The organism is Vibrio sp. JCM 18905 (genome assembly GCF_055393305.1).
In genome coordinates this window covers 1,329,425-1,350,846 of the sequence record NZ_AP043879.1, presented here as the reverse complement: position 1 = coordinate 1,350,846, position 21,422 = coordinate 1,329,425, and the positions used below count along the sequence as shown (strand labels likewise).

Sequence of the window (21,422 nt, the reverse complement as noted above, 5' to 3'; positions counted from 1 at the left end):
GTTTAAACGTAGCGCTTGATAAAGTCGATAAACGTTCGATCTGCTATTGATAAGTACCCCTGCTTGCGCCAAGCAAGTGCCAGATCTAGCGTAACGGGTGGTTCAAACGGTAGGCCAACAACGCCCGACTCATGTTGAGTCACCAATTCCAGTAACGCGGTAATCGCAAACTCTTGTTTCACAATACTCAAAATCAAAGGCAGTAAGTTGGTTTCGAATGATGACTTCATGGTAAACCCATGCTCCTCACTCACCTGATCCAAAAATTCACGGTGAAAATAGCCATGCTGAAACATAACCAAATCGTGTTCAAAGAACTCATCAAAAGTAAGAGATTCTCGCTGGGCTAACTCATGCTCAGGTGAAACAACGGCGACCATTTGGCTAGTAAACAAATGGTCAGTTTCTAGGTCATCAGGCACGTTATCACAACTGATCACACCGATATCGAGTTGACCATTAAGCAGCATACGACGAATCGATTGAGTCCCAGCTTCGACCAAGGTCAATTTTAACTCCGGGAACTGGCTCTTAAACGCCATCACAATTCGTGGAAAGAAATAACTGCCCATCATTGATGGCGTCCCGAGTCGTACTTCGCCTTTCGCTAAACCTTTCAACTCATCAATCGCGAGCTGCGCGTCGTGCAACTGTTGAATCACCCGCTTGGCATGTACAAGTAGCGTTTCGCCCTCTTTCGTTAAGCTGATTTTTTTATCATCACGGCGAAATAGGGTAACGCCCAAAGACTGCTCAAACTTTTTGATAGAAATGCTTAATGCGGGCTGGGCAATATGCAGGGCTTTCGCCGCATGGGTAATGTTTCCGTGTTCAGCGACCGCCAGAAAATGTTTAAGTTGTTTCGATTCCATTAGATCAAAAATATATGGTGTCCATATTTTTAATATATTTTTTTAATTTATAACGAACTGATAGATTGATCACAGTCTCTCCATTTGCTCACATTAGGCAGGATTCATGGTCAGTTTTGGCACACCGGAATACAAACGCATTACGCTCTCGCTAGCGCTTGGTTCCTTCTTGGTTTTTTCAAATTTATACCTACTACAGCCAATGCTGCCCACTTTTGCTCAAATTTTCACGATCTCAGAAACGCAAGTGAACTGGTTATTTGCGGCCTCAACACTCGCTCTCTCTTTTAGCCTCGTTCCAATGGCTGTGTTGTCAGAATCAGTGGGACGAAAGCCAGTCATGATGGCCGGTCTGTTTTCGATTCCTACCCTTTCTGCTTTGATGCTGTTTGGTGACTCATTCCTGTTTTTGGTGGTATGTCGAGCACTGATCGGCGTCGCGCTCGCGGCTTTTGCTGCGGTCGCCGTGGCTTACATGGCAGAAGAGCTCGACAAGCACGCCTTCTCGATGGCAATTGGAACGTACATTGCGGCTAACTCATTAGGCGGTATCGCAGGACGTATTAGCGGCGGCTTATTGGCGGACAATTTCAGTGTTGATGTCGCCATTGAAGTTATGATGGTGTTCACTCTTCTTGGTGTCATTGGTGTTCACTATTTATTGCCAACACAGCGCAACTTCACCCCGTCATCAAGCAGTTTGCGCCATCAAAATCGTGCGCTTATTGGTCATTTTAAAAACCAACGCGTGTGGTTCGCGATGCTGATAGGAGGACTCAACTTTGCTTTGTTCGTAAACCTTTACTCCGTCATGGGTTTCCGTCTGGTGAGTGAACCTCACAATGTGCCCGTCGGGTTGGCCTCACTGATCTTTATTTGTTACTTGGGAGGGACTTTCTCCTCTCGTTGTGCAGGCCACTGGAGTAAACGTTATTCCTCAATCCTCGGTATGTTCTTGGGCGCGATAGTGAGCATGACGGGGATGTGGATTGCTGCGGTTGAAAGCTTGACTGCAATGCTAGTTGGATTGTTGCTGATAAGTTTTGGTGCCTTCTTTACTCATACCCTCGCCTACGGTTGGGTCGGTCAGAATGCCACTCGTGCCAAAGCCACCGCGACAGCGCTCTACTTAGTACACTACTACGTAGGCGGTAGTTTGGGAGGATTCTTACTTCTTTATTGTTGGCAGCATGGTGGTTGGTCGAGTGTTCTTATGGGGGGAAGCGCCGTCTACATAGCGATGTTTGCTGCGATTGCGTATTTGAAACACATCGCCGAAAGAAAGCATACTGACCAAACACCTGACGCTGCGAGTTTAAAGAGTAGCTAAGGTACGCTCATTTGTGTAATACCCTCTGGTTACTTGGATAACCAACTCTGCTATGCTTGCGCTACTTTAATAAAAACCAGAAAGTCGTATGTCAACGCGTTCAACACAAAACACAGATATCGAAGCGATCACTCAACAGGTCGATCAATGGCTCAACGATGTGGTAATCGGACTCAACCTTTGTCCGTTTGCTGCCAAACCGCAACGTAATAAACAAATCAAAATCTTTGTTAGTGAAGCGACTCAAGAAGAAGCGCTTCTTGAAGATATTTTATTGCAGCTGATTGAGCTGAGTAACACAGAGCCCGAACAACTTGAGACCACGTTGGTTGTGGTTCCCAACATGCTACAAGATTTCTGGGACTACAACTTTTATATCGATTGGGTTGAAGGATTAATTAAGCAGCAAAACTGGGAAGGTGTTTTCCAAGTAGCGACTTTCCATCCTGATTACTGTTTTGGCGGCGCAAGGCCTGAAGACGACGAAAACCTAACCAATCGTTCTCCTTACCCGATCTTCCATTTGATTCGCGAAGAGAGTATGGAAAAGGTACTAAAACACTATCCTGATCCTGAATCCATTCCCGATACGAACATCGCTCGTGTTTCCGCCCTTTCAGAGGAAGAACGTAAAAAGCTGTTTCCTTACCTATTTCGTTAAGCTCCACCATTACCCAAAGGCAGATTTATCACCAGTTGGATTCAATGCCCTTGGGGTTCAAAGTGCGGTTTGGTATCATTGCCGCTTCAATCGATTCAATGGAAATTAGAATGCAACTGTCAAAGCTAACCCAAGAGATTTTTGATCACTTATACCGTGATATCACCGAGTTCCGTAGTACGTTCGACTTACCAGTCGCAGACGCTGCAAGCCTTGATGCACAAGCAGATACACTACACACCTCTTTGGCGATCGAAGAGCTAACAGAGCTAGCAGAAGCAGATTGTAAAACTGAGCAAGCAGATGCCATCGTAGACAGCGTGTATGTATTAATGGGCCGTCTCGTTCATCTTGGCCACAGCAAAGTAGAAGACAACCTGGCGATCAGCTACTTAATTGATCTTCTATTAAACGTTGCGGTAAACCGTGGTATCGAATTTATTCCTTGCTGGGATGAAGTACATTCAAGTAACATGAGCAAAGTATGCCGTAACGAGCAAGAGTACTCAGAAACAGAAGCATTCTACGCGGAACAAGGCATCAAGTTGATGGCGGTGCAGAAAGGTGAATACATCATCGCGAAATGCGCCGAAGATTTCGTATCGGAAGGTAAAACCATTCGTAAAGGCAAAGTACTCAAATCTGTTTACTACCGCCCAGCAGATCTAAAACCGTTAACTCAATAAGCGTTGAGTTTGGCTATCTCGATTAAAAAAAAACGACCTCAAGTAGGTCGTTTTTTATTGTCCCTAAATACTAATCCTAATCAAAGATTAAATAAGGTTGTTCATCTACGATGACCTTTTTGACTTGAGTATTGAACACTTCCCCGAGAGCTTCTTCCGTTAGCACAGTATCGGCATTTCCTGATGAGTGCAGCACACCGTTGTTAAGCAGCAATACTTTATCTGCGTGCTTTAATGTGCGATTGAGATCGTGATTAGCAACCAATACTCCAATTCCCTGCGCCGCCATAGCGTTAATCAATTGATAGAGCAGACCCTCTTGCGCAATATCTAACGGTGCTGCTGGCTCATCCAAAATTAAAAACTGCGAAAAAGGATTAATGGTACGCCACACCTGCAAACATACACCTGCTAATCGGACACGCTGCCACTCACCACCGGATAATGTTTGAATACTGCGATGAAGCTTATCTTGCAGTTGTACCAGCTCCACCACCATATTGACGGCATCACGCACTTTGATATCCGCAATCTCAGCACCACTTGGCAGAGATAAAGCGAGATACTGAAACACATCAACATTAAACGCTGGGCGCGATTGCTGACACAAATAACCTCGAACATGAGCTTGCTCTGACAACGGTAAAGTAAGCAAGTTTTTGTTGCCAACGTACACTTCACCACTCATACCCTCTCGGTGACTTAACGTACCAGAAATCGCAGCCAATAAAGTACTCTTACCGGAACCATTAGGCCCAACGACATGTACGATTTCGCCAGCTTTGCACTCAAAAGAAAGAGGCAATAATCGACTACCAACCGACATATGTTTAACGTGCATCATGACTCTTCACCAGCATCCAGATGAAAATAGGTGCGCCAATCGATGTTGTCATGACACCCAAAGGTAACTCTGCGGAGTCCAATAACAGTCTTGCGCCGATGTCAGCAAATACAAGCAACGCAGCACCAGATATTGCAGAAAGTGGCAATAAATAACGGTTTTCCGTACCAAAAGCCAAACGCAACAAGTGCGGCACCACCAAACCAACAAAACTGATGATGCCACCCAAAGCGACTGAACTACCCACCAAAACAGAAATGGCGAGGATCAATTTCCAACGCATTTGATGCACGTCGACACCCAATTGGGTCGCATGAATCTCACCCAGCATCAATTTATCAAGCGACTTGCCTTTACAACATAACCAGATAAGCACCGGTAACATCACCAAAGTAACGGTATGTTGATACCAACTTGCACCGCCAATGCTGCCCATTAACCAATACATCAGTTGGCGTAAACTGAGATCATCACTAAAGTAAAATGCCCACGTCACAATCGCGCTCGATAAAATACCCAATGCGACCCCAACCAAAAGCAATCGAGCCGTCGTCAGGTGCATTGCCCTTGCTATCGCCACCAAAACAAACGTGAATAACATCGAGCCTGCAACCGCTGCCAACATAAAAACAATCGGGGTAGGAAGAACAGGTGACGCGAACATGATTAAGACCATTGCTAAGCTTGCACCACCAGATATACCGAGTACGCCTGGTTCAGCCAACACGTTCCCAAGCAACACTTGTAACGTCGCGCCAGATACCGCTAACGCAGCACCAATAATAGCCGCAGACACCAACCTCGGTAAACGCAAGTCCACCAGTAGCTTATGTTCAAATGCAGATAAAGATTGAAAAGGAGAAAGGAAAATTTCTCCGACCATCAAGTGGATGGCAGAGAGTACAGCGAGCACGATCGACATAACCATCAGGTTACGTTGCCAGCGTCGTTCCTTGTTCAGGATAAGTTGTTGAAAATCCATAGCGGCCGATAAAAACAAACGAGGCTTAACCTTACAGTTAAGCCTCGGTAAATTGCAATTAACTTCTCAAAGCAATGTTGGATTAATCGTAAACCAACTCGCCCTCTTCAAAACGGGTTTTCACTTCACAAACCATCAGAGCTGCACGTTGACCTATTGCGACATGGCGGTTCGGGAAGACAATCGCTTCGTTTTCGTTCTTCGCCATTAATGGTTTGTCGCCATCATGACCAAACACTTCGCCGTGAACAAATGAAGTGAAGTTTTCAACATTGTCGTCGAACATAAAGTCAAAGTCTTCGTTCAGGCGAACGATTGTGCGACTTACGCGATATTTAATGCATGGTTTTGGTAGGTGTTCTGGCTTCGTTTCCGCAATCAAATTACGTAAAGACAAATCAAACGCAGTCAATTTATCGAGGTCATTTTCACCAATACGAGCCACACGACCAAGCTCCATTGTCAGAGCCTGCGCACCAAAGTTCTCGGCACTGTACCAGCTAAACGTACTCGATGGTGAGTTTGACAAGAGCACAGCTTCAATGTGTGCACTGTCCAAGAAATCGATTAATGCCTTGCTTCGCACAGGATGACGAGTCTTAGGACTTACTGCAAACGTATAGTGCTTCGAACCTCTAATCGCGCAGTGTAAATCAAGATGCCAGCGTGTTGTCGGGTCGGTATCCTGATAGAAATCGCGAACAAGCAGCTTTAGCGTATCAGCGATGACAAGCTCTTTTGTCTGTTTGTGTTCTTTTTCGTCAAACAGACGGTTGAGGTTTTCTTCAAGGAATCGCGTGTGCGCCAGAGTGGATTCTGGATGAGCGATAATGAATAGACAACGGGTATCGACCATCTGGAACCCAGATTCTATGTCTTGAATAATGGAATCCACCAGCTCCATCGGTGCCGTTTCATCTCCGTGAACCCCACAAGAGATGATGACGTTCTTCGTATCCTGAGTATAGTTCTCAGGGATCACTTCTAGTACACCACGCTGATAGAGTTTAAGTTTTACACCGTTAGAAAGCACCTGCTCCGCTGGTGCAACATCGATATGAACATCTAACGTGTCAGTTAAAAACGATTGGCGAAAGAGAGACTTCGTCATGCGTTACTCCTTAATAGCACGGCGGGTATGTTAATAAATTGTACAAAGGATTTTTGTTGCTGCGATCTCACTTATGAGTAGAAATCACTATTTCCCTCGAAAATCCGATACCTTTTCGCGCAGGCACTCAAATCAAGCATTGAGGCGTTTAATTTTTAAACAATTACAAAGTGTTAGGGCTGTGAACTTTACCACAGCCCTGATTAAGATCATTATGATTTGATCAAATTTTTGTAGCTATAAAGCAGATTATGCATCAACAATGCGAAAAACTTAGCCGCGCTGTGCGAGCAAACGCTCAAACTCATCGACTTTTTCACGCACTAGCTCAACGCTCTGCTGCCAAAACGTTGGTTGGGTTAAATCCATCGACAGATGCTTTTCGACAACATCTTCCGCCATCATGCAGCCGGTATCGCGCAGCAAATTGATGTAATCGGTGTAAAACGCTTCGCCTTTGGTTTCTCGCTGTGCATAAATACCCTTGCTGAATAAGAAACCAAACAGGTATGGGTAGTTATAAAAACTCACACTATCGATAGAAAAGTGCAGCTTGCTTGCCCAGAAGTACGGATCCGGCTCGCTCATTACGTCGCCATACCATTCTTTCCAAGTTTCAGACATCAACTCACAGAATTCATCTGCGGTTAACTCTCCATCCTGGCGGCGTTCATAGAACGATTTCTCAAACTCGTAGCGAACCGGAATGTTGATCATTAAAGCTAGCGCAGATGACAACTCTTCCCACAACATCTCTAGCTTTTCATCGACGCTCTCCGCTTTCGAAATCAAATGATCACGAACGATGTTTTCTGCAAAAATAGAGGCGGTTTCTGCTAACGTCATTGGATAGTAAGTTTGGCAAAGTGGCAAATCGCGAATAACCCAGTTATGGAACGCATGGCCAAGTTCATGTGCCAGAGTCATCAGGTCTGAGCGGCTACCACTCCAAGTCATAAACACAAGTGGTGTTCGCGTTGCTGGTAGTTTGGTGCAGTATGCACCAAGGCGCTTGCTGGCATTTGGCGCGGCATCAATCCATCCGTTTTGTACCATCAAACGGACAAACTCCGACATCTCAGGGTTTACTGTTTCAAATGCTTCACAAATAACATCAATCGCTTCATCAAAGTCGTAAACCTTCGCTTCACCGCTCAAAGCAGGCATAGCCGCCAGATGATTCCAAGGTTTCATCTCATCCAGATCATGTACTTGCGCCATCAATAAACCCGCTTTCTGACCAATAGCTCGACTGTCTTTGGCTACTGTCATCATCGCATTTAAAGTTTCAGCTTGGATTCGGCTACCATGCAAACTCGGCTCGAGGAAGTGAACTTCACGCTTCGTCGAACGCTTTTTGTTTTCAGTTAAACGCCATCCTGCTAACGCATTCAAAATTGCAGCGAATGATTCTTGGTGCGTTTGCATTGCATCTTGTACGCCTCGCCACGCGGCTTCTTGACGCTCGAATTCAGAACCATAAAGAATGCTTGCCGCTTGAGAAAACCCAAGCTCTTCACTCTTACCATCTGTGTACTCAAGCTTCACTTTCAATGAGCCAGTCAGGTTATCATATAGGTTACCCCAAGCCGATTTACCATCCACACTCATCGCAGCCAGTAACTGTTCTTCTGCGTTGCTAAGACGAGTATCCGCCAACTTTCTGGAGTTCAAGATAGAAAAAGCTTGCCCACTGATATCAGGATTCTCATGATCTAACACGCGCAAGATAAACTCTTCGTCGGCATGCGTTAATGTCAAATCAAAGGGACTGAACGCTTGGGAAAGCTCCGAAAAGATGCGGATCATTTTACCAAGTAACGATTTCGCTTCGGCGTTTGTTGCATCAACAGAAGCATAACAACTCGCAAAATTTGCAACTGTGCCCGCTAAACGACTCGCGGCTTCATTGGTCAAAATCGCATTTTGCATGATCTCTACGTTGCCGCAATCTGCTGATTGTTTATTCAACAGATCAATACATTGTTCCACAAGAGCAATATCGTCTTGAATTCGTGGGTCAGAAAGATCGTTATAAACGATGGACAAATCCCAACTCGGCGTTGTCATTTCTATATTTCCTTTTTATGTAACTGAGTCAATTTTCGCTTCCTGCACCTAGCAGATGGGCTTCCACTGACATCTTCCGTGACTATGCCCATAAGCAGTATCGCTTTGGGCATTTTAATATTTATAAATTAACGAGTTAAAAGAGGTACGCCAATCGAACGAACCGAGGCGTAAATTTGCTCATCTACGGTAATTGTTATATGCGTGACAGAAGCGTTTCCTATCGACAACGTCGAATACCACTTTGGGTTACGCCAATCTAACTCCAATACATGAGCAAGAATCATACGAATGACGCCACCATGCGTGACGATAAGTAGATTGTCATTGATATCGTTGATGATTTGAGACCAAACGCGACATATGCGCTCAGAAAATGTGCTTAAGCTCTCAGCGTTCGGCAACGTATGTTGTGCTGGCGATTGCCAAAAAGCATCTAGCTTTTTCCACTGCTCAGTGAGCATATCAAAAGGCATACCATCAAAATCACCAAATGCCATCTCTTGTAAAGATTCATCCGTCATTACTGGTAATAATTGCTGTTCAGCAATTATATTTGCCAGTTCTTGACAACGTGAAAGAGGAGAACAAATCACTCCACCCACACCTCGTCCACTCTCGATCCAAGCCCGAGCAATGCTTTCTTGGTCAGCAGGCGTAACTTTTACATCTGTTTGGCCATGGAGTCCTGGTGGAGCGTCTACTTTTCCATGACGCACAAGATAGATGTTGAGTGTTTTCATTTCTTCCATCCTACTCTTTAAGAACCAACGGCAAACCAGCAGCAACAAAGGTAACACGATGGCAAACACTGGCTAGTTTTTGATTCATCCGTCCTGCATTATCCACAAAGTAACGACTAACCGCCCCCAAAGGCACAATACCCATTCCAACCTCGTTAGAGACGAATATTAACGTCGCATCTGAGCCACGTACCACCTGTATAAGCTTTTCAATTTCTGCTTCTAGCTTCTCATTGGAACATTCATCACCTAACTCAAATATCCAATTATTAAGCCACAAGGTTAAACAATCGACCAGTACAACATCGGTGTTAGCGAAACTTGTCAGTAACTCAGATAAATGAAGGGGGCATTCATGCTCTTGCCACTCGCCCCCTCGTTGCTTTTGATGATTCGCTATTCGCTCTCGCATTTCTTGGTCAAATGGCAGCGCGGTTGCAACATAATGTAATGAGTGTTGAGAAGTGGTCGATAATTGCTTGGCTGTTTTTTCCGCCAAATGCGACTTCCCAGAGCGCGCGCCACCGAGTATCAATTGCTTCATGAGATGTGATAAAACCCAATCATAGTGAGATAAACAAGCAGTTCCGATAGCTGCTGCGCTGCGCCAAGACAATCCCCCGTAAAGCCGCCAATTCGCTTGGTTAACCAACGTTTGAACATCAAACGAAATACCACGAGAACAAGCGATATAAAGATCGCCTGCGTAATACCAAGCACAAGCAATGTTATGCCACCAGTAAACAACAAAATGGAGACTTCTAGAGAAGACTGGCGACTTGCCAGCGGTTTACTTTTCGACGTATCACTGTCACTGACATAAGGCATGTCATAAATAAGCGTCGCGGCTAGTGCTCGGCTTGCGGTATAAGCGACGACAATGACCAACCAAAACTGCGGCAAGTTAGCCAGTTCACTCCAAAAAACATACTTAGCCAATAACGCCATAATGAGAGTGGCTGCACCATAAGTGCCAATGCGGCTGTCCTTCATAATAGAGAGGCGTCGCTCGACAGTCATGCCACCGCCAATGCCATCCGCCATATCAGTCAAGCCGTCTTCGTGAAATGCCCCTGTTAACAATAAGCTAAACACCATTGTTAATACTATGGCAACCGATTCTGGGAAAAGAATTGAGGTGAGCGAAAATACCAGAGCACAAAGCGCTCCAAGTACGAGACCAACTAACGCGAAATAACGTCCGGCCTGATTCATGCGTTCTTCACTGTATGGCAACGCTTGGGGTACGGGTAAGCGACTAAAAAAACTGATAGCTAATAGAAACAACTCCCACTGGTATCTTAACGATGACGGCGTGACGTTCTCAGAATAATCAGGGACTGACACTATACTGTAACTCCTGCACTCTCAAAGCTCGCCATCTTGTTGTAAAACTGGGCAGCAGCTTTTAACAAGGGTAAGGCAAGAGCGGCTCCGGTTCCCTCCCCTAATCGTAAACCAAGATCGAGTAGAGGTTCTGCTTTTAGGTACTCTAATACAAACTTATGTCCATTTTCTTCGGAGCGGTGGGCAAACAACATGTATTCGCGTGCTTCTTCGTCTAGCAACGTTGCAATATACGCAGCAACCGATACGATAAATCCATCCACTAAAACTGGGGTTTTAAGCCGCTTGGCTTCTAAAAAAGCGCCTACCATTTGTACGATTTCAAAGCCTCCAACCTGTGCGAGAATCGCTTTAGTATCAAGACCTCGACATCGGTTTACTCCCTGTGCAACCAGTTTATATTTGCGGCTCAACTGCTGTTGATTGATTCCGGTGCCAACGCCAACACAATAATCAATATCTAATGAACTCAGCGCCGATAACAGTGCGGAAGCCGAACTGGTGTTACCAATGCCCATCTCACCGAACATCAATAGATTTGAGCCAGACAAAATGGTTTGCTCAGCAATCTTCGCACCATACTCTAAACCTAGCGCCACTTGTTCTGGGGACATCGCTGATTGTTTAGAAAAATTAGCCGTACCGTTACCCAACCGTTGTTCAACCAAGTTTGGATGAAACTTAAATTCTGGAACCAGCACATCAATAGGTGCCAACATGCCGCAATCTATTACTTTGAGTTGGATGCCATTGATGTCGCAAAAGCAGTTGATGGCTGCGCCGCCGGCGAGAAAGTTAGCCACCATTTGCTGAGTGACTTCGCTTGGCGCAATGCTTACGCCTTCCTCTGCAACGCCGTGATCTCCAGCAAATACCAGCATGCTCGGTTTACAGATAGCGATGGAATCAACTGGCTGAGGTTTATCCTGACTTTGAATAAGAGCTAGCTGTAGTGCCACCTTTTCCAATAAGCCTAAAGAACCGACGGGTTTGGTTTTGTTATCTATGCGCGCTTGTATCTCCGCTGCAAAAGAGTCATCCATTTTTTACGTTCCTTTGATGTTGTCTGGGTGAGAGGTGTTCCATTGATTAAGAAATCTTACTCAGCCCCAGTTTTGAGCGTCCACTATTGTATACCCTTGCATCCGCTTGGGGCAGCGCTAATCAGATTTCTGTTAGGAAAGTCTACTGAGTTCGCAGAGCGTCTCACCTTTCGAGCATTCGATTATAAGTAACTCCTTGAAATCCGCTACAATAGCTTAGGCTATATTCCCATATAGGAGAAAGGACATGGATAACAACACCTGCGCCATCATCGCTGGGGCGACTGGCTTAGTCGGTTCAAAAGTCATTACAAACCTCATAAATCAATCAGGTGTTGGTACCTTATATTATCTTTCTCGCCGCCCACTCGATGGCGTCCTAGATGCGGACAATAAGCTTGTTCCTCTCATTGATGCCGACCTCTCTATCCACCAATGGGATGATAACCAACCAACACCGACCATCGGCTTTATCTGTTTAGGCACAACTCTTAAGCAAGCAGGCAGTAAGGATAATTTACGTAGAGTAGATGTTGATCTGGTGTGTAAAGTCGCCCAACAGATGAAAACGATCGGAGTCAAACGCCTTGCGGTTGTTTCTAGCCTTGGTGCAAATAGTAAATCACCATCCCATTACTTAGCCTGTAAAGGACAAATGGAACAAAGAATCGAAGCTATGGGTTTTGAGGAAATCGTGTTTGTTCGCCCAGGCCCGCTTGTTGGTCAACGTCAAAGTCCAAGAACGGACGAGAAGTTAGTGCAAATTCTGTTTAAGGTAATTCGCCCACTCATGCTTGGCAAACTGTCCAACTTTTTACCTATTCGAGCGGAAGATGTCGCCAAAGCGATGATTTATCAACTTTTCAGTTATCAAGAAGATTCGGTGGTTTACTTACAAAGGCAAGAAATGCGTGACTTACTGCATCACTACGAATAACCATTTTGTACATTTAACGTGCTAATTCACACTCTCACGCGACTTAGATCTCGTTTTTATATTCATTTTAGATCTAGCTAATACCCGTTTGTCATTTTTAAAGTTATATCGCGAGCGTTATCTTACGCCCCATAAACAAATCCGTATAAAACCCCGTATAAAAAACAACCGCCATTTCGGCAGGTTGATAAGGTCAGATTATGAATTTTGCAGTGATAGCCTCTCTAGCCGTCTTTGTTGGCATATTGTTCTTTCTATTTAACCAACAACAAAAGAAACACACACTCTCTCGTCTCGTTTTAATCGGTCTTGTTACTGGTTCTCTTTTTGGTCTTGCTTTGCAACTCATTCACGGTGAAGGCAACAGCGCAATTGCTCAAACACTTGAATGGGTAGGCATTGTAGGCAGTGGCTACGTTGGTCTACTGAAAATGGTCATCATGCCACTAGTATTGGTATCGATGATCTCTGCAGTTGTTAAATTGGAAAAAGGTGGATCATTAGGTAAAATTTCTGGCCTGACCATCTCTGTTCTTCTTGTAACGACTGCAATTGCTGCACTCATCGGTATCTTGGTGACAACGACATTTGGCCTTTCAGCAGAGGGTTTAACTGAAGGCGCGCGTGAAACCGCTCGTATCGCCGTTTTAGAAAGCCGTGCCGGTACAGTAAGTGACCTAACTATTCCTCAAATGCTAGTTAGCTTCATTCCAACCAACCCATTTGCTGATCTAACAGGTGCTCGCTCGACATCAATTATCGCTGTTGTGATTTTCGGCGTGTTAACTGGTATCGCCGCTCGTAAAGTGATGATGGAAAAAGCAGAGTTGGAATCACCGATTCGTACTTTCGTAGAAGCTGCTCAATCTATCGTTATGCGATTAGTGAAGATGATCATGGCCCTAACGCCATACGGCATCGCAGCACTGATGGCAAAAGTGGTTGCGACATCAAGCGCAGGCGACATCTTAAACCTACTTGGCTTTATTGTGGCGTCTTATGTTGCTATCGCACTGATGTTTGTTGTTCACGGCGTATTAGTCTCTTTTGTCGGCGTTAGCCCTGCGGAATACTTTAAGAAAATCTGGCCTGTACTGACCTTCGCGTTTACATCTCGTAGCTCAGCAGCAACGATCCCACTAAACGTAGAAGCGCAAATCACGAAGCTTAACGTTCCACCAGCGATTGCAAACCTATCAGCATCGTTTGGTGCCACTATCGGCCAAAACGGCTGTGCAGGTATCTATCCTGCAATGCTGGCAGTGATGGTAGCTCCGACAATGGGTATCAACCCTCTGGATCTTCACTTTATCCTGTCATTGATTGCGATTATCACCATCAGCTCATTTGGTATTGCAGGTGTCGGCGGCGGTGCGACGTTTGCAGCCTTGATTGTTCTTCCTGCAATGGGCTTACCTGTAACCATCGCGGCACTGCTTATCTCTATTGAACCATTGATTGACATGGCACGTACCGCACTAAACGTTTCAGGTTCAATGACTGCGGGTACGATTGCTAGCCGAGTGCTGAAGTCACCAGAAAGCGAAACAGCATTGGAAGAAACACGAGCATAGAACTCAAATTCCTTCCCAAGCAATAAAACGTAAAATATCAAGCCGATGGTTCGCCATCGGCTTTTTCATTTTCAAAAATTCAACTTGCATCTTTCGTTGCTAGTCAAGGCGTTGAATGGTCTAATACTGTTATCGGTTTTGTAAACGGTAAGCAGAATGCACCAAGATAATCAGCCCACTTTTTTCTTCTTTGATTATGAGACATGGGGAACAAACCCCGCGAAAGATCGCCCAAGCCAGTTCGCTGGTGTTCGTACAGATGAAAACTTTAATATCATCGGCGAGCCTTTAGTCATGTACTGCCAGCCACCTGCTGATTATCTTCCGTCTCCTGAAGCTGCGCTTATTACTGGTATTACTCCGCAAAAAACGGTTCAAGAAGGCCTTTCTGAGCCTGAGTTTATCGCTAAGATTCACGCTGAACTCGCGAAACCAAATACTACCAGTTTAGGCTACAACAGCATTCGCTTTGATGACGAAGTGACCCGTTATACTTGTTATCGCAACTTTATCGATCCATACGCATGGAGTTGGCAAAACGGTAACTCGCGCTGGGATTTACTCGATGTGCTACGCGCATGCCACGCCCTTCGCCCAGAAGGCGTAGAATGGCCAGAAAACGAAGATGGCTTCACTAGTTTTAAATTAGAGCACTTGTCTGTTGCTAACGGCATAGAACATAGTAACGCGCACGATGCGATGGCAGACGTGATTGCGACTATCGAAATGGCGAAAAAAGTCAAAGCAGCGCAACCAAAATTGTTTGACTACTTCTTTTCTATGCGCCAAAAGCGCAAGCTCAATGAATTAGTCGACATCGTCAACATGACGCCGTTGATGCACGTTTCAGGCATGCTAGGGCGCGAATGCCAGTACACTAGCTGGATTGTGCCTGTTGCTTGGCATCCAACCAATAACAACGCGGTTATCACTATCGATTTAGCGAAAGACCCTCAACCTATTCTTGAGCTATCCGCAGAAGAGCTACACGAAAGACTCTACACTAAGCGAGAAGATCTTGGTGAATTGCTACCAGTGCCAGTTAAACTAGTTCATTTGAACAAATGCCCTATTCTCGCCCCTGCAAAAACGTTAACGGCTGAAAATGCAGAGTCTATTGGCATTGATCGCCAGCAATGTCTCGCTAATCTCGCTTTGTTGCGCCAACATCCTGAAATTAGAGAAAAGCTGATTAGCCTCTTTTCAGTCGAGCGTAAATTCGATAAAAGTGATGACGTCGATACACAACTTTACGACGGATTCTTCTCTCCGGCCGATCGCGCAGCCATGGATATCATTCGAGAAACCGACCCGAACAATCTTGCCGCATTGGACATTGAATTTGATGACAAGCGCATTAAACCTCTATTGTTCCGCTATCGTGCGCGTAACTTCCCAGGCACATTAGACGAACAAGAACAGAGACGCTGGGCATTACACTGTCGAGAAGTGTTTGAAAGCCAAATTGAAGAGTACATGCTGAATTTAGAAAACTTAGTTCACGAACATGAAAGTGACGAAAAGAAGATTGCGATATTAAAATCCGTGTACCGTTATGTAGAGAGCTTAGCTTCTTAACTCCTCCTAATACAAGCGCACCTTATGGTGTGCTTGTTGTTTATATACTGTCAAAATGATTAAAGAACGATTCTTACAACTGATCCAACTGCTCATTTCAATCTTCCTCATCATGGGGGCACTTGGCATCGGAATTACCATTCAAAAGTTCACTGGCGTTTCCGTCCCAGGAAGTGTCATCGGTATGCTCGTACTGTTTTTCTCCATGACTCTTGGGCTTGTAAAGGTCGATTGGGTCAAACCGGGCGCCACGCTATTTATCCGCTACATGATTTTGTTGTTCGTTCCTATTAGCGTGGGATTAATGCAACATTTCGATATGCTACTCGCTAATGCCCTCCCTATCATTGCTAGCGCAGTTGGAGGCTCACTCATTGTACTGGTCAGCCTCGCTTGGCTGCTGGACTACTTGCTAAAGGAGAAGCACTGATATGTGGTTAGTTGTTACCATTGCGGTTTTTCTTGTCGCGCGCCAAATCGCAATCAAAGTGAATAATCCTCTAGCAAATCCTTTGCTAATCAGTATTGCAGTGCTCATTCCTTTGCTTACTTACTTAAATGTACCGTTTGAAACGTATTATGCGGATAACGAAGGGATCAGTTTTTTACTTCAACCAGCCGTAGTTGCTCTGGCTTACCCGTTATATGAACAACTACCACAGATTAAAGCAAACTGGCGAATCATCACTTTTGCTTGCACAGTAGGCAGTGTGATGTCGATGATGACAACCACCTTGATCGCAGTCGCTTTCAAAGCGGATATCAGTTTAATCGCAAGTCTAGTGGGTAAATCCGTCACTACGCCAATAGCAATGGAAATTTCGAGTCACCTCGGTGGTGAAGCTGCCGTTGCGGCGATCTTGGTTCTGATTGTTGGTTTATTGGGCGCGATTTTGGCATACCCAATTTACAACTTAATTGGAATTAAACACCCGATTGCACGTGGCCTAACAATGGGTACCGTGTCTCATGCCTTAGGCACCGCGACATGTGCAGAGAAACAGCCCATTGATGCCGCGTTCTCATCACTCGCATTGGTTTTATGCGGCATCATCACTTCTATTTTGGCTCCAAGCTTTTTTGCTTTGGCTGTCTGGCTATATCAATAGTTAAGCGCTCTCGGTCTGCCCTCCTTCCGGCAGGCCGTGGCCTTCCCGTTTCTTCCTTATCCCTTCCAGAATTCTGTATTACCTCATCTAACAACCCGTTCTAGTAAGATCGTTAAGGCACTCTGACGAGATACACACTAATAACTTTAACATTCAGTGCAATATTACTGACTCAACGTTGCTTAGATATCTAGGAATAACGTTGTGTGGACATGTAGGCATCGTAATTAACATATCCCAGCGTCTTGGTCATATGAATATATACTGATATGGTTAATTGTGAGACGGAGATAACGCTTCACGTCAGTGCAATCGAATACATGTGTGAGCTCACTCTAATTATGTAACAGAATTATCAATTGCATTATTTATCGTGATCTAACGCACGGAACATTTCTATCCTTCACATAGAATAACTGTCCATGCAATAACAAGGATTCAACATGAAAAGTCGCATTGAACAGGCGCTAGCAGGCGCTCCAGAAGCACTTTCCAAACAACTTGCTCCTATCATCCAAGCTGATGATTTTGATGCTACGCTTTCAGTTCAACAGTTTGAGCAGTTGCTTTCAGCTACCGGTCTATCAGATAAAGAGCTTCGTGTTGCTCTACTTCCTTTTGCCGCAGCATATTCCTATGCTCCTCTTTCTGAATTTTATGTCGGTGCTATCGTTCGTGGTCTCTCAGGTCGCCTTTACTTCGGTGCCAACATGGAATTCTTTGGTGTTCAGTTAGGTCAAACAGTTCACGCTGAGCAGTCTGCAATTAGCCACGCTTGGATGAAAGGTGAACGTGGTATTAAAGATATCACTATTAACTTCAGCCCATGTGGTCACTGCCGTCAGTTCATGAACGAGTTATCTACCGCAAACGAGCTTAAAATTCAGCTCCCAGAACGCGAAGAAAAGTCGCTGCATGAATACCTACCTGAAGCCTTTGGACCAAACGATCTCGGTATCGAATCCGGCTTAATGGCAGAAGTAAAGCATCAGTTCTCATGCGATGATGAAGACACTCTAATTCAAAGCGCTGTTGAAGCGATGAACATGAGCCACTCACCATATACCAACAACTTGAGTGGCTTAGCATTAGAAATGGCTAGCGGCCGTGTATTCCAAGGTGCTTATGCGGAAAATGCGGCGTTTAACCCTAGCTTGCCGCCATTACAAGTTGCGCTGATCCAAGTACTACTTGCGGGTGAAACTTTTGACAATATCAAAGCCGCTGCTCTGGTAGAAAACTCAGAAGGCAAGATCAGTCATTTGGCTGATACGCAATCAACGTTAGAAGCGTTGAATCCAGATATTCCACTTAGTTTTGTCAACGTATAAGCGACAATTTCAGTATAAAAAGCTCTACTGCATGTAGAGCTTTTTTATTGCCTAAAAACCAAAAGCAAACGTTTGCTTTGTCATAAAACTTCAGTATGATCTCCTGCAATTTCTGTCTCACCACTCTATTTTGTAAGGGAACACTATGTTTGGCACTGCAACCAGCGCAAATGCTACCCGTGTATTACTTTTAGGCTCTGGCGAACTCGGTAAAGAAGTCGCAATTGAATGTCAGAGACTTGGTTTAGAAGTGATTGCTTGTGATCACTATGCTAATGCTCCAGCGATGCAAGTTGCTCACCGTAGTTACGTCATCGATATGTTAGATGGAAGCGCCTTAGAAGAAGTTATTACGAAGGAACAACCTACTTACGTCGTACCTGAAATCGAAGCTATCGCAACCGACAAACTGGTAGAGCTTGAAGAAAAAGGGCTGAATGTTGTTCCAACCGCTAAGGCAACCAAGCTAACAATGAATCGTGAAGGTATCCGACGTTTGGCTGCAGAAGAACTAGAACTGACGACATCACCTTATCGTTTTGCAGATACTTTTGAAGACTTCAAAGCCGCGGTTGAGCATGTAGGCATACCGTGCGTAGTAAAGCCAGTTATGAGCTCTTCAGGTAAAGGGCAAAGTGTCATCAAGACCGAAGACGACGTTGCAAAGGCATGGGATTACGCACAGGAAGGCGGACGTACGGGTGCAGGTCGCGTGATCGTGGAGGGTTTTATCGACTTCGATTACGAAATCACTTTATTGACTGTAAGAGCCGTTGACGGTGTTCACTTCTGTGCTCCAATTGGCCATCGTCAGGAAGATGGCGACTACCGCGAATCATGGCAACCGCAAGCCATGTCAGAAAACGCAGTAAAAGCAGCAGAATACACGGCAGAGAAAGTAGTCAACGCACTCGGTGGCTACGGCATCTTTGGTGTAGAGTTATTTGTTAAAGGCGATAAGGTCATTTTCAATGAGGTCTCTCCTCGCCCACACGATACAGGCATGGTCACAATGATTTCGCAGGAAATGTCTGAGTTTGCTCTCCACGTACGTGCATTTACCGGAATGCCGATTAATAATATCGTACAATATGGTCCATCTGCGTCGGCCGTTATTCTTGGGCAAGGGACTTCCACAAACATTCGCTTTGACAACCTAACCAAAGCCTTAGCTCAACCTCAAACGCAAGTTCGTCTATTCGGCAAGCCAGAAATCGATGGTCGCCGTCGTTTAGGTGTTGTCCTTACGCGACGAAAAACCACCGAAGAAGCCGTTCAAGATGCTGTTGAAAGTGCAGCAAAAGTGAATATCACTTATTAAATACGAACCACTTATACAAAAATAGCGCAGCTCAAATTGCTGCGCTATTTCGTTTTACAAACCAAAAAAACCTATTCACTCTCGATTAGGTACACTTCTTCAGAGAAGCGACTTAAGCCTTTTTTCGCAATTTTAGGATGGTTTTCATCAGCTTCATCTACGTTCAAACAGGTAACTTTGTAACCTGAAAATAACTGCTCAATCTCTTCGACTGGCACGCTAAATGGAGGCCCTGCCATCTCTTCTTGAGGATAGTTGAGTGTAACAAGCAAAATACGACCGCCTGGATTCAAAAGTTGCTTGAGACGCTCTACATACTCCTCTCGCATATCTTTCGGTAAAGCAACCAACGCGGCGCGATCATAAATGATATCGGCTTGAGATACTGGTGCAGTGAAAAAGTCCCCAGTATAAATAGAGAGCTCATCAAATTGATAAAGCTCGTGCATACCATTAACAGGCGTCACGGTTGGCGTATAAAAATGTTCAGCAAAAAAGGCACGAACAGCGATATGGCTCAGCTCAACACCTTCAACTGAATCATGCTTCATCGCCAACCAAATCAAGTCTTCTGACTTTCCACACAAAGGCACTAACACTTTGTCTTCACGCTTTGGGTTTGTGTGTTGCCAATATGCAGGTAATAGCGGGTTTACATCTTCCAAGTGAAATCCGATTTGATTACTGGCCCATTTATTATGCCAAAACTCTTGGTCTCTCATTTTACTTTCTACTTGTCGGCTGATTTTCATTTTGAGAAGTAAGACTAACGATTTTTTTCAATTTGTCTATGCCGTTCATCTTTGGTTAATACAGCGGTGATAGGATGTAAACGTTCTTATAGGAACCACGCCTTTGTCTGATAAACAGAATAAAGAAAAGAGAAATGGTGATCTAACGCACGATTCCACTTCAAGACAAAACTGAAACCTTGGAATCTTTCGTAATGACCCCATTAATAAGTTAGTACCTGATTTGCCGAACTTAGCGACCTTTATGTTCCCTATTTTCTAAGTACAAGCAAGTTAAGGAGAGTGAATGAGCTTATTTCTTCGTACTACAGCATTGATGCTTTTGGTACTTAGCCGTGCACCGGCATTTGCCGCACTTCCAATTACCCCAGCGCCGAGTGGCGATCAAAATCGTTCAACAAGCCAAAACGAAGTTTGTTCGAAACTCTTTAAACATAGCCTTAGCGGCTTGTATGGTATTCAGTCAATCGACGCAACTCCAACTCAGCCATACACTGACTTCGACATTCTTTACAGCAAAGCTCACCAAGCACAATTTGAGCTTGAAACTATCTGTAAAAGTACCGCACTTCTTAATGATGCTCAGCCATACTTCGCAGGCGTAAAGTCCAAACAACGAGCAGAAGAAAAAATAGCTTTGGAGTTAGATGGAAAAGTCGAACGCATTACTGACCTAGCCCGTGCCACGATTGTTGCTGAAGACGTCGCGAGCTTAGTCTCCATTTATGAAACCTTAGAGCGTGAAACAACAATTGTTAAAGTAAAAAATCGCTTCAAAAAACCTGGTCCTTCAGGCTATAGAGACTTGAACTTACTCGTTCGTTTACCAAAGACAAATCTGGTTGCCGAAGTTCAACTGCACTTAAAAGCCATCGCAGATGTGAAAAGCGGTCCTGAACACGACCTATACGAAAAAATCCAGAAACTAGAACGCCAAGCGATGATGGAGAAACGCAAACTAAGCGAACTAGAACTCGCTTCTATTCGCAACATGCGTGCACAGTCTAAAAACTTGTACCAACAAGCATGGCAACCATACTTAACAACGCACCTAGAAGCAGCGTAATCCATATCATTAAGATATACTCAAAAACAGAAAAACCACCGCATTGCGGTGGTTTTCGTTTATAT

The 21,422-nt window shown here is 44.7% G+C and carries 21 protein-coding genes; 11 read left to right on the top strand and 10 right to left on the bottom strand.

Annotation, left to right across the window (positions count from 1 at the left end; translation table 11 throughout):
- Window positions 1–2: 2 nt before the first annotated feature.
- Complete coding sequence (locus ACZ5ZC_RS14425; RefSeq protein ID WP_104969346.1) at window positions 3–872, bottom strand: LysR family transcriptional regulator; 870 nt, start codon at window positions 870–872, stop codon at window positions 3–5.
- Window positions 873–978: 106 nt separating this feature from the next.
- Here ACZ5ZC_RS14425 and ACZ5ZC_RS14420 point away from each other — a divergent pair, with 106 nt between their 5' ends.
- From ACZ5ZC_RS14420 to ACZ5ZC_RS14410, 3 genes are all read left to right on the top strand, one after another.
- Window positions 979–2,202, top strand: a complete 1,224-nt coding sequence (locus ACZ5ZC_RS14420) for an MFS transporter (RefSeq protein ID WP_464932016.1) — start codon at window positions 979–981, stop codon at window positions 2,200–2,202.
- 88 nt (window positions 2,203–2,290) lie between these two features.
- Complete coding sequence (locus ACZ5ZC_RS14415; protein ID WP_054867352.1) at window positions 2,291–2,863, top strand: DUF1415 domain-containing protein; 573 nt, start codon at window positions 2,291–2,293, stop codon at window positions 2,861–2,863.
- A gap of 110 nt (window positions 2,864–2,973) precedes the next feature.
- A complete protein-coding gene (locus tag ACZ5ZC_RS14410) occupies window positions 2,974–3,549 on the top strand; it encodes a nucleoside triphosphate pyrophosphohydrolase family protein (protein WP_005397767.1) in 576 nt (191 codons plus the stop codon).
- Window positions 3,550–3,625: 76 nt separating this feature from the next.
- Here the strand turns inward: ACZ5ZC_RS14410 and btuD are convergent, their stop codons facing one another.
- The 8 genes from btuD to cobT form a co-directional block, all read right to left on the bottom strand.
- Entirely contained in the window at window positions 3,626–4,393 is a 768-nt protein-coding gene (gene btuD, locus ACZ5ZC_RS14405; RefSeq protein WP_082245220.1) for a vitamin B12 ABC transporter ATP-binding protein BtuD, read from the bottom strand.
- Window positions 4,380–5,375: a vitamin B12 ABC transporter permease BtuC gene (btuC, locus tag ACZ5ZC_RS14400; RefSeq protein ID WP_253644044.1), complete on the bottom strand. Its 996-nt coding sequence runs from the start codon at window positions 5,373–5,375 to the stop codon at window positions 4,380–4,382. The genes btuD and btuC overlap by 14 nt, the downstream gene beginning before the upstream one ends.
- Window positions 5,376–5,457: 82 nt before the next feature.
- Window positions 5,458–6,486, bottom strand: a complete 1,029-nt coding sequence (locus ACZ5ZC_RS14395; protein ID WP_054867350.1) for a succinylglutamate desuccinylase — start codon at window positions 6,484–6,486, stop codon at window positions 5,458–5,460.
- A gap of 273 nt (window positions 6,487–6,759) precedes the next feature.
- Window positions 6,760–8,556 (bottom strand): M3 family oligoendopeptidase, encoded by a 1,797-nt coding sequence (locus tag ACZ5ZC_RS14390; protein WP_054867349.1) that lies wholly within the window; start codon window positions 8,554–8,556, stop codon window positions 6,760–6,762.
- A 128-nt stretch (window positions 8,557–8,684) separates the two neighbouring features.
- Window positions 8,685–9,299, bottom strand: a complete 615-nt coding sequence (gene cobC, locus ACZ5ZC_RS14385; protein WP_054867385.1) for an alpha-ribazole phosphatase — start codon at window positions 9,297–9,299, stop codon at window positions 8,685–8,687.
- 10 nt (window positions 9,300–9,309) lie between these two features.
- Window positions 9,310–9,843 (bottom strand): bifunctional adenosylcobinamide kinase/adenosylcobinamide-phosphate guanylyltransferase, encoded by a 534-nt coding sequence (gene cobU / locus ACZ5ZC_RS14380; protein ID WP_464932015.1) that lies wholly within the window; start codon window positions 9,841–9,843, stop codon window positions 9,310–9,312.
- Window positions 9,840–10,646: an adenosylcobinamide-GDP ribazoletransferase gene (locus ACZ5ZC_RS14375; protein WP_464932014.1), complete on the bottom strand. Its 807-nt coding sequence runs from the start codon at window positions 10,644–10,646 to the stop codon at window positions 9,840–9,842. Before ACZ5ZC_RS14375 ends, cobU begins: the two co-directional genes overlap by 4 nt.
- Window positions 10,646–11,689, bottom strand: a complete 1,044-nt coding sequence (cobT, locus tag ACZ5ZC_RS14370; RefSeq protein WP_048626282.1) for a nicotinate-nucleotide--dimethylbenzimidazole phosphoribosyltransferase — start codon at window positions 11,687–11,689, stop codon at window positions 10,646–10,648. The genes ACZ5ZC_RS14375 and cobT overlap by 1 nt, the downstream gene beginning before the upstream one ends.
- A gap of 247 nt (window positions 11,690–11,936) precedes the next feature.
- Here cobT and ACZ5ZC_RS14365 point away from each other — a divergent pair, with 247 nt between their 5' ends.
- The 7 genes from ACZ5ZC_RS14365 (at window position 11,937) to purT (ending at window position 19,539) form a co-directional block, all read left to right on the top strand.
- Window positions 11,937–12,626 carry an NAD(P)H-binding protein gene (locus ACZ5ZC_RS14365; protein ID WP_182018907.1) on the top strand — a complete coding sequence of 230 codons (690 nt, stop codon included), beginning with the start codon at window positions 11,937–11,939 and terminating at the stop codon, window positions 12,624–12,626.
- A 200-nt stretch (window positions 12,627–12,826) separates the two neighbouring features.
- Entirely contained in the window at window positions 12,827–14,200 is a 1,374-nt protein-coding gene (locus ACZ5ZC_RS14360; RefSeq protein WP_054867346.1) for an L-cystine transporter, read from the top strand.
- Window positions 14,201–14,356: 156 nt separating this feature from the next.
- A complete protein-coding gene (gene sbcB, locus ACZ5ZC_RS14355; RefSeq protein ID WP_005397785.1) occupies window positions 14,357–15,778 on the top strand; it encodes an exodeoxyribonuclease I in 1,422 nt (473 codons plus the stop codon).
- A 55-nt stretch (window positions 15,779–15,833) separates the two neighbouring features.
- Entirely contained in the window at window positions 15,834–16,208 is a 375-nt protein-coding gene (locus ACZ5ZC_RS14350) for a CidA/LrgA family protein (protein ID WP_005397786.1), read from the top strand.
- 1 nt (window position 16,209) lies between these two features.
- Window positions 16,210–16,887 carry an LrgB family protein gene (locus tag ACZ5ZC_RS14345; protein WP_005377888.1) on the top strand — a complete coding sequence of 226 codons (678 nt, stop codon included), beginning with the start codon at window positions 16,210–16,212 and terminating at the stop codon, window positions 16,885–16,887.
- 443 nt (window positions 16,888–17,330) lie between these two features.
- Window positions 17,331–18,218 carry a cytidine deaminase gene (cdd, locus tag ACZ5ZC_RS14340; RefSeq protein WP_005397788.1) on the top strand — a complete coding sequence of 296 codons (888 nt, stop codon included), beginning with the start codon at window positions 17,331–17,333 and terminating at the stop codon, window positions 18,216–18,218.
- A gap of 145 nt (window positions 18,219–18,363) precedes the next feature.
- Window positions 18,364–19,539 carry a formate-dependent phosphoribosylglycinamide formyltransferase gene (gene purT, locus ACZ5ZC_RS14335; RefSeq protein WP_054867345.1) on the top strand — a complete coding sequence of 392 codons (1,176 nt, stop codon included), beginning with the start codon at window positions 18,364–18,366 and terminating at the stop codon, window positions 19,537–19,539.
- Between the two features lie 71 nt (window positions 19,540–19,610).
- On the opposite strand, the gene ACZ5ZC_RS14330 is transcribed toward purT, so the two are convergent.
- Window positions 19,611–20,261, bottom strand: a complete 651-nt coding sequence (locus tag ACZ5ZC_RS14330; protein WP_041853041.1) for a thiopurine S-methyltransferase — start codon at window positions 20,259–20,261, stop codon at window positions 19,611–19,613.
- A 316-nt stretch (window positions 20,262–20,577) separates the two neighbouring features.
- Between ACZ5ZC_RS14330 and ACZ5ZC_RS14325 the strand changes: the two genes are divergently transcribed.
- Window positions 20,578–21,357: a RelA/SpoT domain-containing protein gene (locus ACZ5ZC_RS14325; protein WP_134646795.1), complete on the top strand. Its 780-nt coding sequence runs from the start codon at window positions 20,578–20,580 to the stop codon at window positions 21,355–21,357.
- Window positions 21,358–21,422 lie beyond the last annotated feature (65 nt).

Bases quoted from the DNA above. Each gene is read 5' to 3' on its own strand.
- ACZ5ZC_RS14425 (WP_104969346.1), bottom strand. From the start codon at position 872: ATGGAATCGAAACAACTTAAACATTTTCTGGCGGTCGCTGAACACGGA.
- ACZ5ZC_RS14420 (WP_464932016.1), top strand. From the start codon at position 979: ATGGTCAGTTTTGGCACACCGGAATACAAACGCATTACGCTCTCGCTA.
- ACZ5ZC_RS14415 (WP_054867352.1), top strand. From the start codon at position 2,291: ATGTCAACGCGTTCAACACAAAACACAGATATCGAAGCGATCACTCAA.
- ACZ5ZC_RS14410 (WP_005397767.1), top strand. From the start codon at position 2,974: ATGCAACTGTCAAAGCTAACCCAAGAGATTTTTGATCACTTATACCGT.
- btuD (WP_082245220.1), bottom strand. From the start codon at position 4,393: ATGATGCACGTTAAACATATGTCGGTTGGTAGTCGATTATTGCCTCTT.
- btuC (WP_253644044.1), bottom strand. From the start codon at position 5,375: ATGGATTTTCAACAACTTATCCTGAACAAGGAACGACGCTGGCAACGT.
- ACZ5ZC_RS14395 (WP_054867350.1), bottom strand. From the start codon at position 6,486: ATGACGAAGTCTCTCTTTCGCCAATCGTTTTTAACTGACACGTTAGAT.
- ACZ5ZC_RS14390 (WP_054867349.1), bottom strand. From the start codon at position 8,556: ATGACAACGCCGAGTTGGGATTTGTCCATCGTTTATAACGATCTTTCT.
- cobC (WP_054867385.1), bottom strand. From the start codon at position 9,299: ATGAAAACACTCAACATCTATCTTGTGCGTCATGGAAAAGTAGACGCT.
- cobU (WP_464932015.1), bottom strand. From the start codon at position 9,843: ATGAAGCAATTGATACTCGGTGGCGCGCGCTCTGGGAAGTCGCATTTG.
- cobT (WP_048626282.1), bottom strand. From the start codon at position 11,689: ATGGATGACTCTTTTGCAGCGGAGATACAAGCGCGCATAGATAACAAA.
- ACZ5ZC_RS14365 (WP_182018907.1), top strand. From the start codon at position 11,937: ATGGATAACAACACCTGCGCCATCATCGCTGGGGCGACTGGCTTAGTC.
- ACZ5ZC_RS14360 (WP_054867346.1), top strand. From the start codon at position 12,827: ATGAATTTTGCAGTGATAGCCTCTCTAGCCGTCTTTGTTGGCATATTG.
- sbcB (WP_005397785.1), top strand. From the start codon at position 14,357: ATGCACCAAGATAATCAGCCCACTTTTTTCTTCTTTGATTATGAGACA.
- ACZ5ZC_RS14350 (WP_005397786.1), top strand. From the start codon at position 15,834: ATGATTAAAGAACGATTCTTACAACTGATCCAACTGCTCATTTCAATC.
- ACZ5ZC_RS14345 (WP_005377888.1), top strand. From the start codon at position 16,210: ATGTGGTTAGTTGTTACCATTGCGGTTTTTCTTGTCGCGCGCCAAATC.
- cdd (WP_005397788.1), top strand. From the start codon at position 17,331: ATGAAAAGTCGCATTGAACAGGCGCTAGCAGGCGCTCCAGAAGCACTT.
- purT (WP_054867345.1), top strand. From the start codon at position 18,364: ATGTTTGGCACTGCAACCAGCGCAAATGCTACCCGTGTATTACTTTTA.
- ACZ5ZC_RS14330 (WP_041853041.1), bottom strand. From the start codon at position 20,261: ATGAGAGACCAAGAGTTTTGGCATAATAAATGGGCCAGTAATCAAATC.
- ACZ5ZC_RS14325 (WP_134646795.1), top strand. From the start codon at position 20,578: ATGAGCTTATTTCTTCGTACTACAGCATTGATGCTTTTGGTACTTAGC.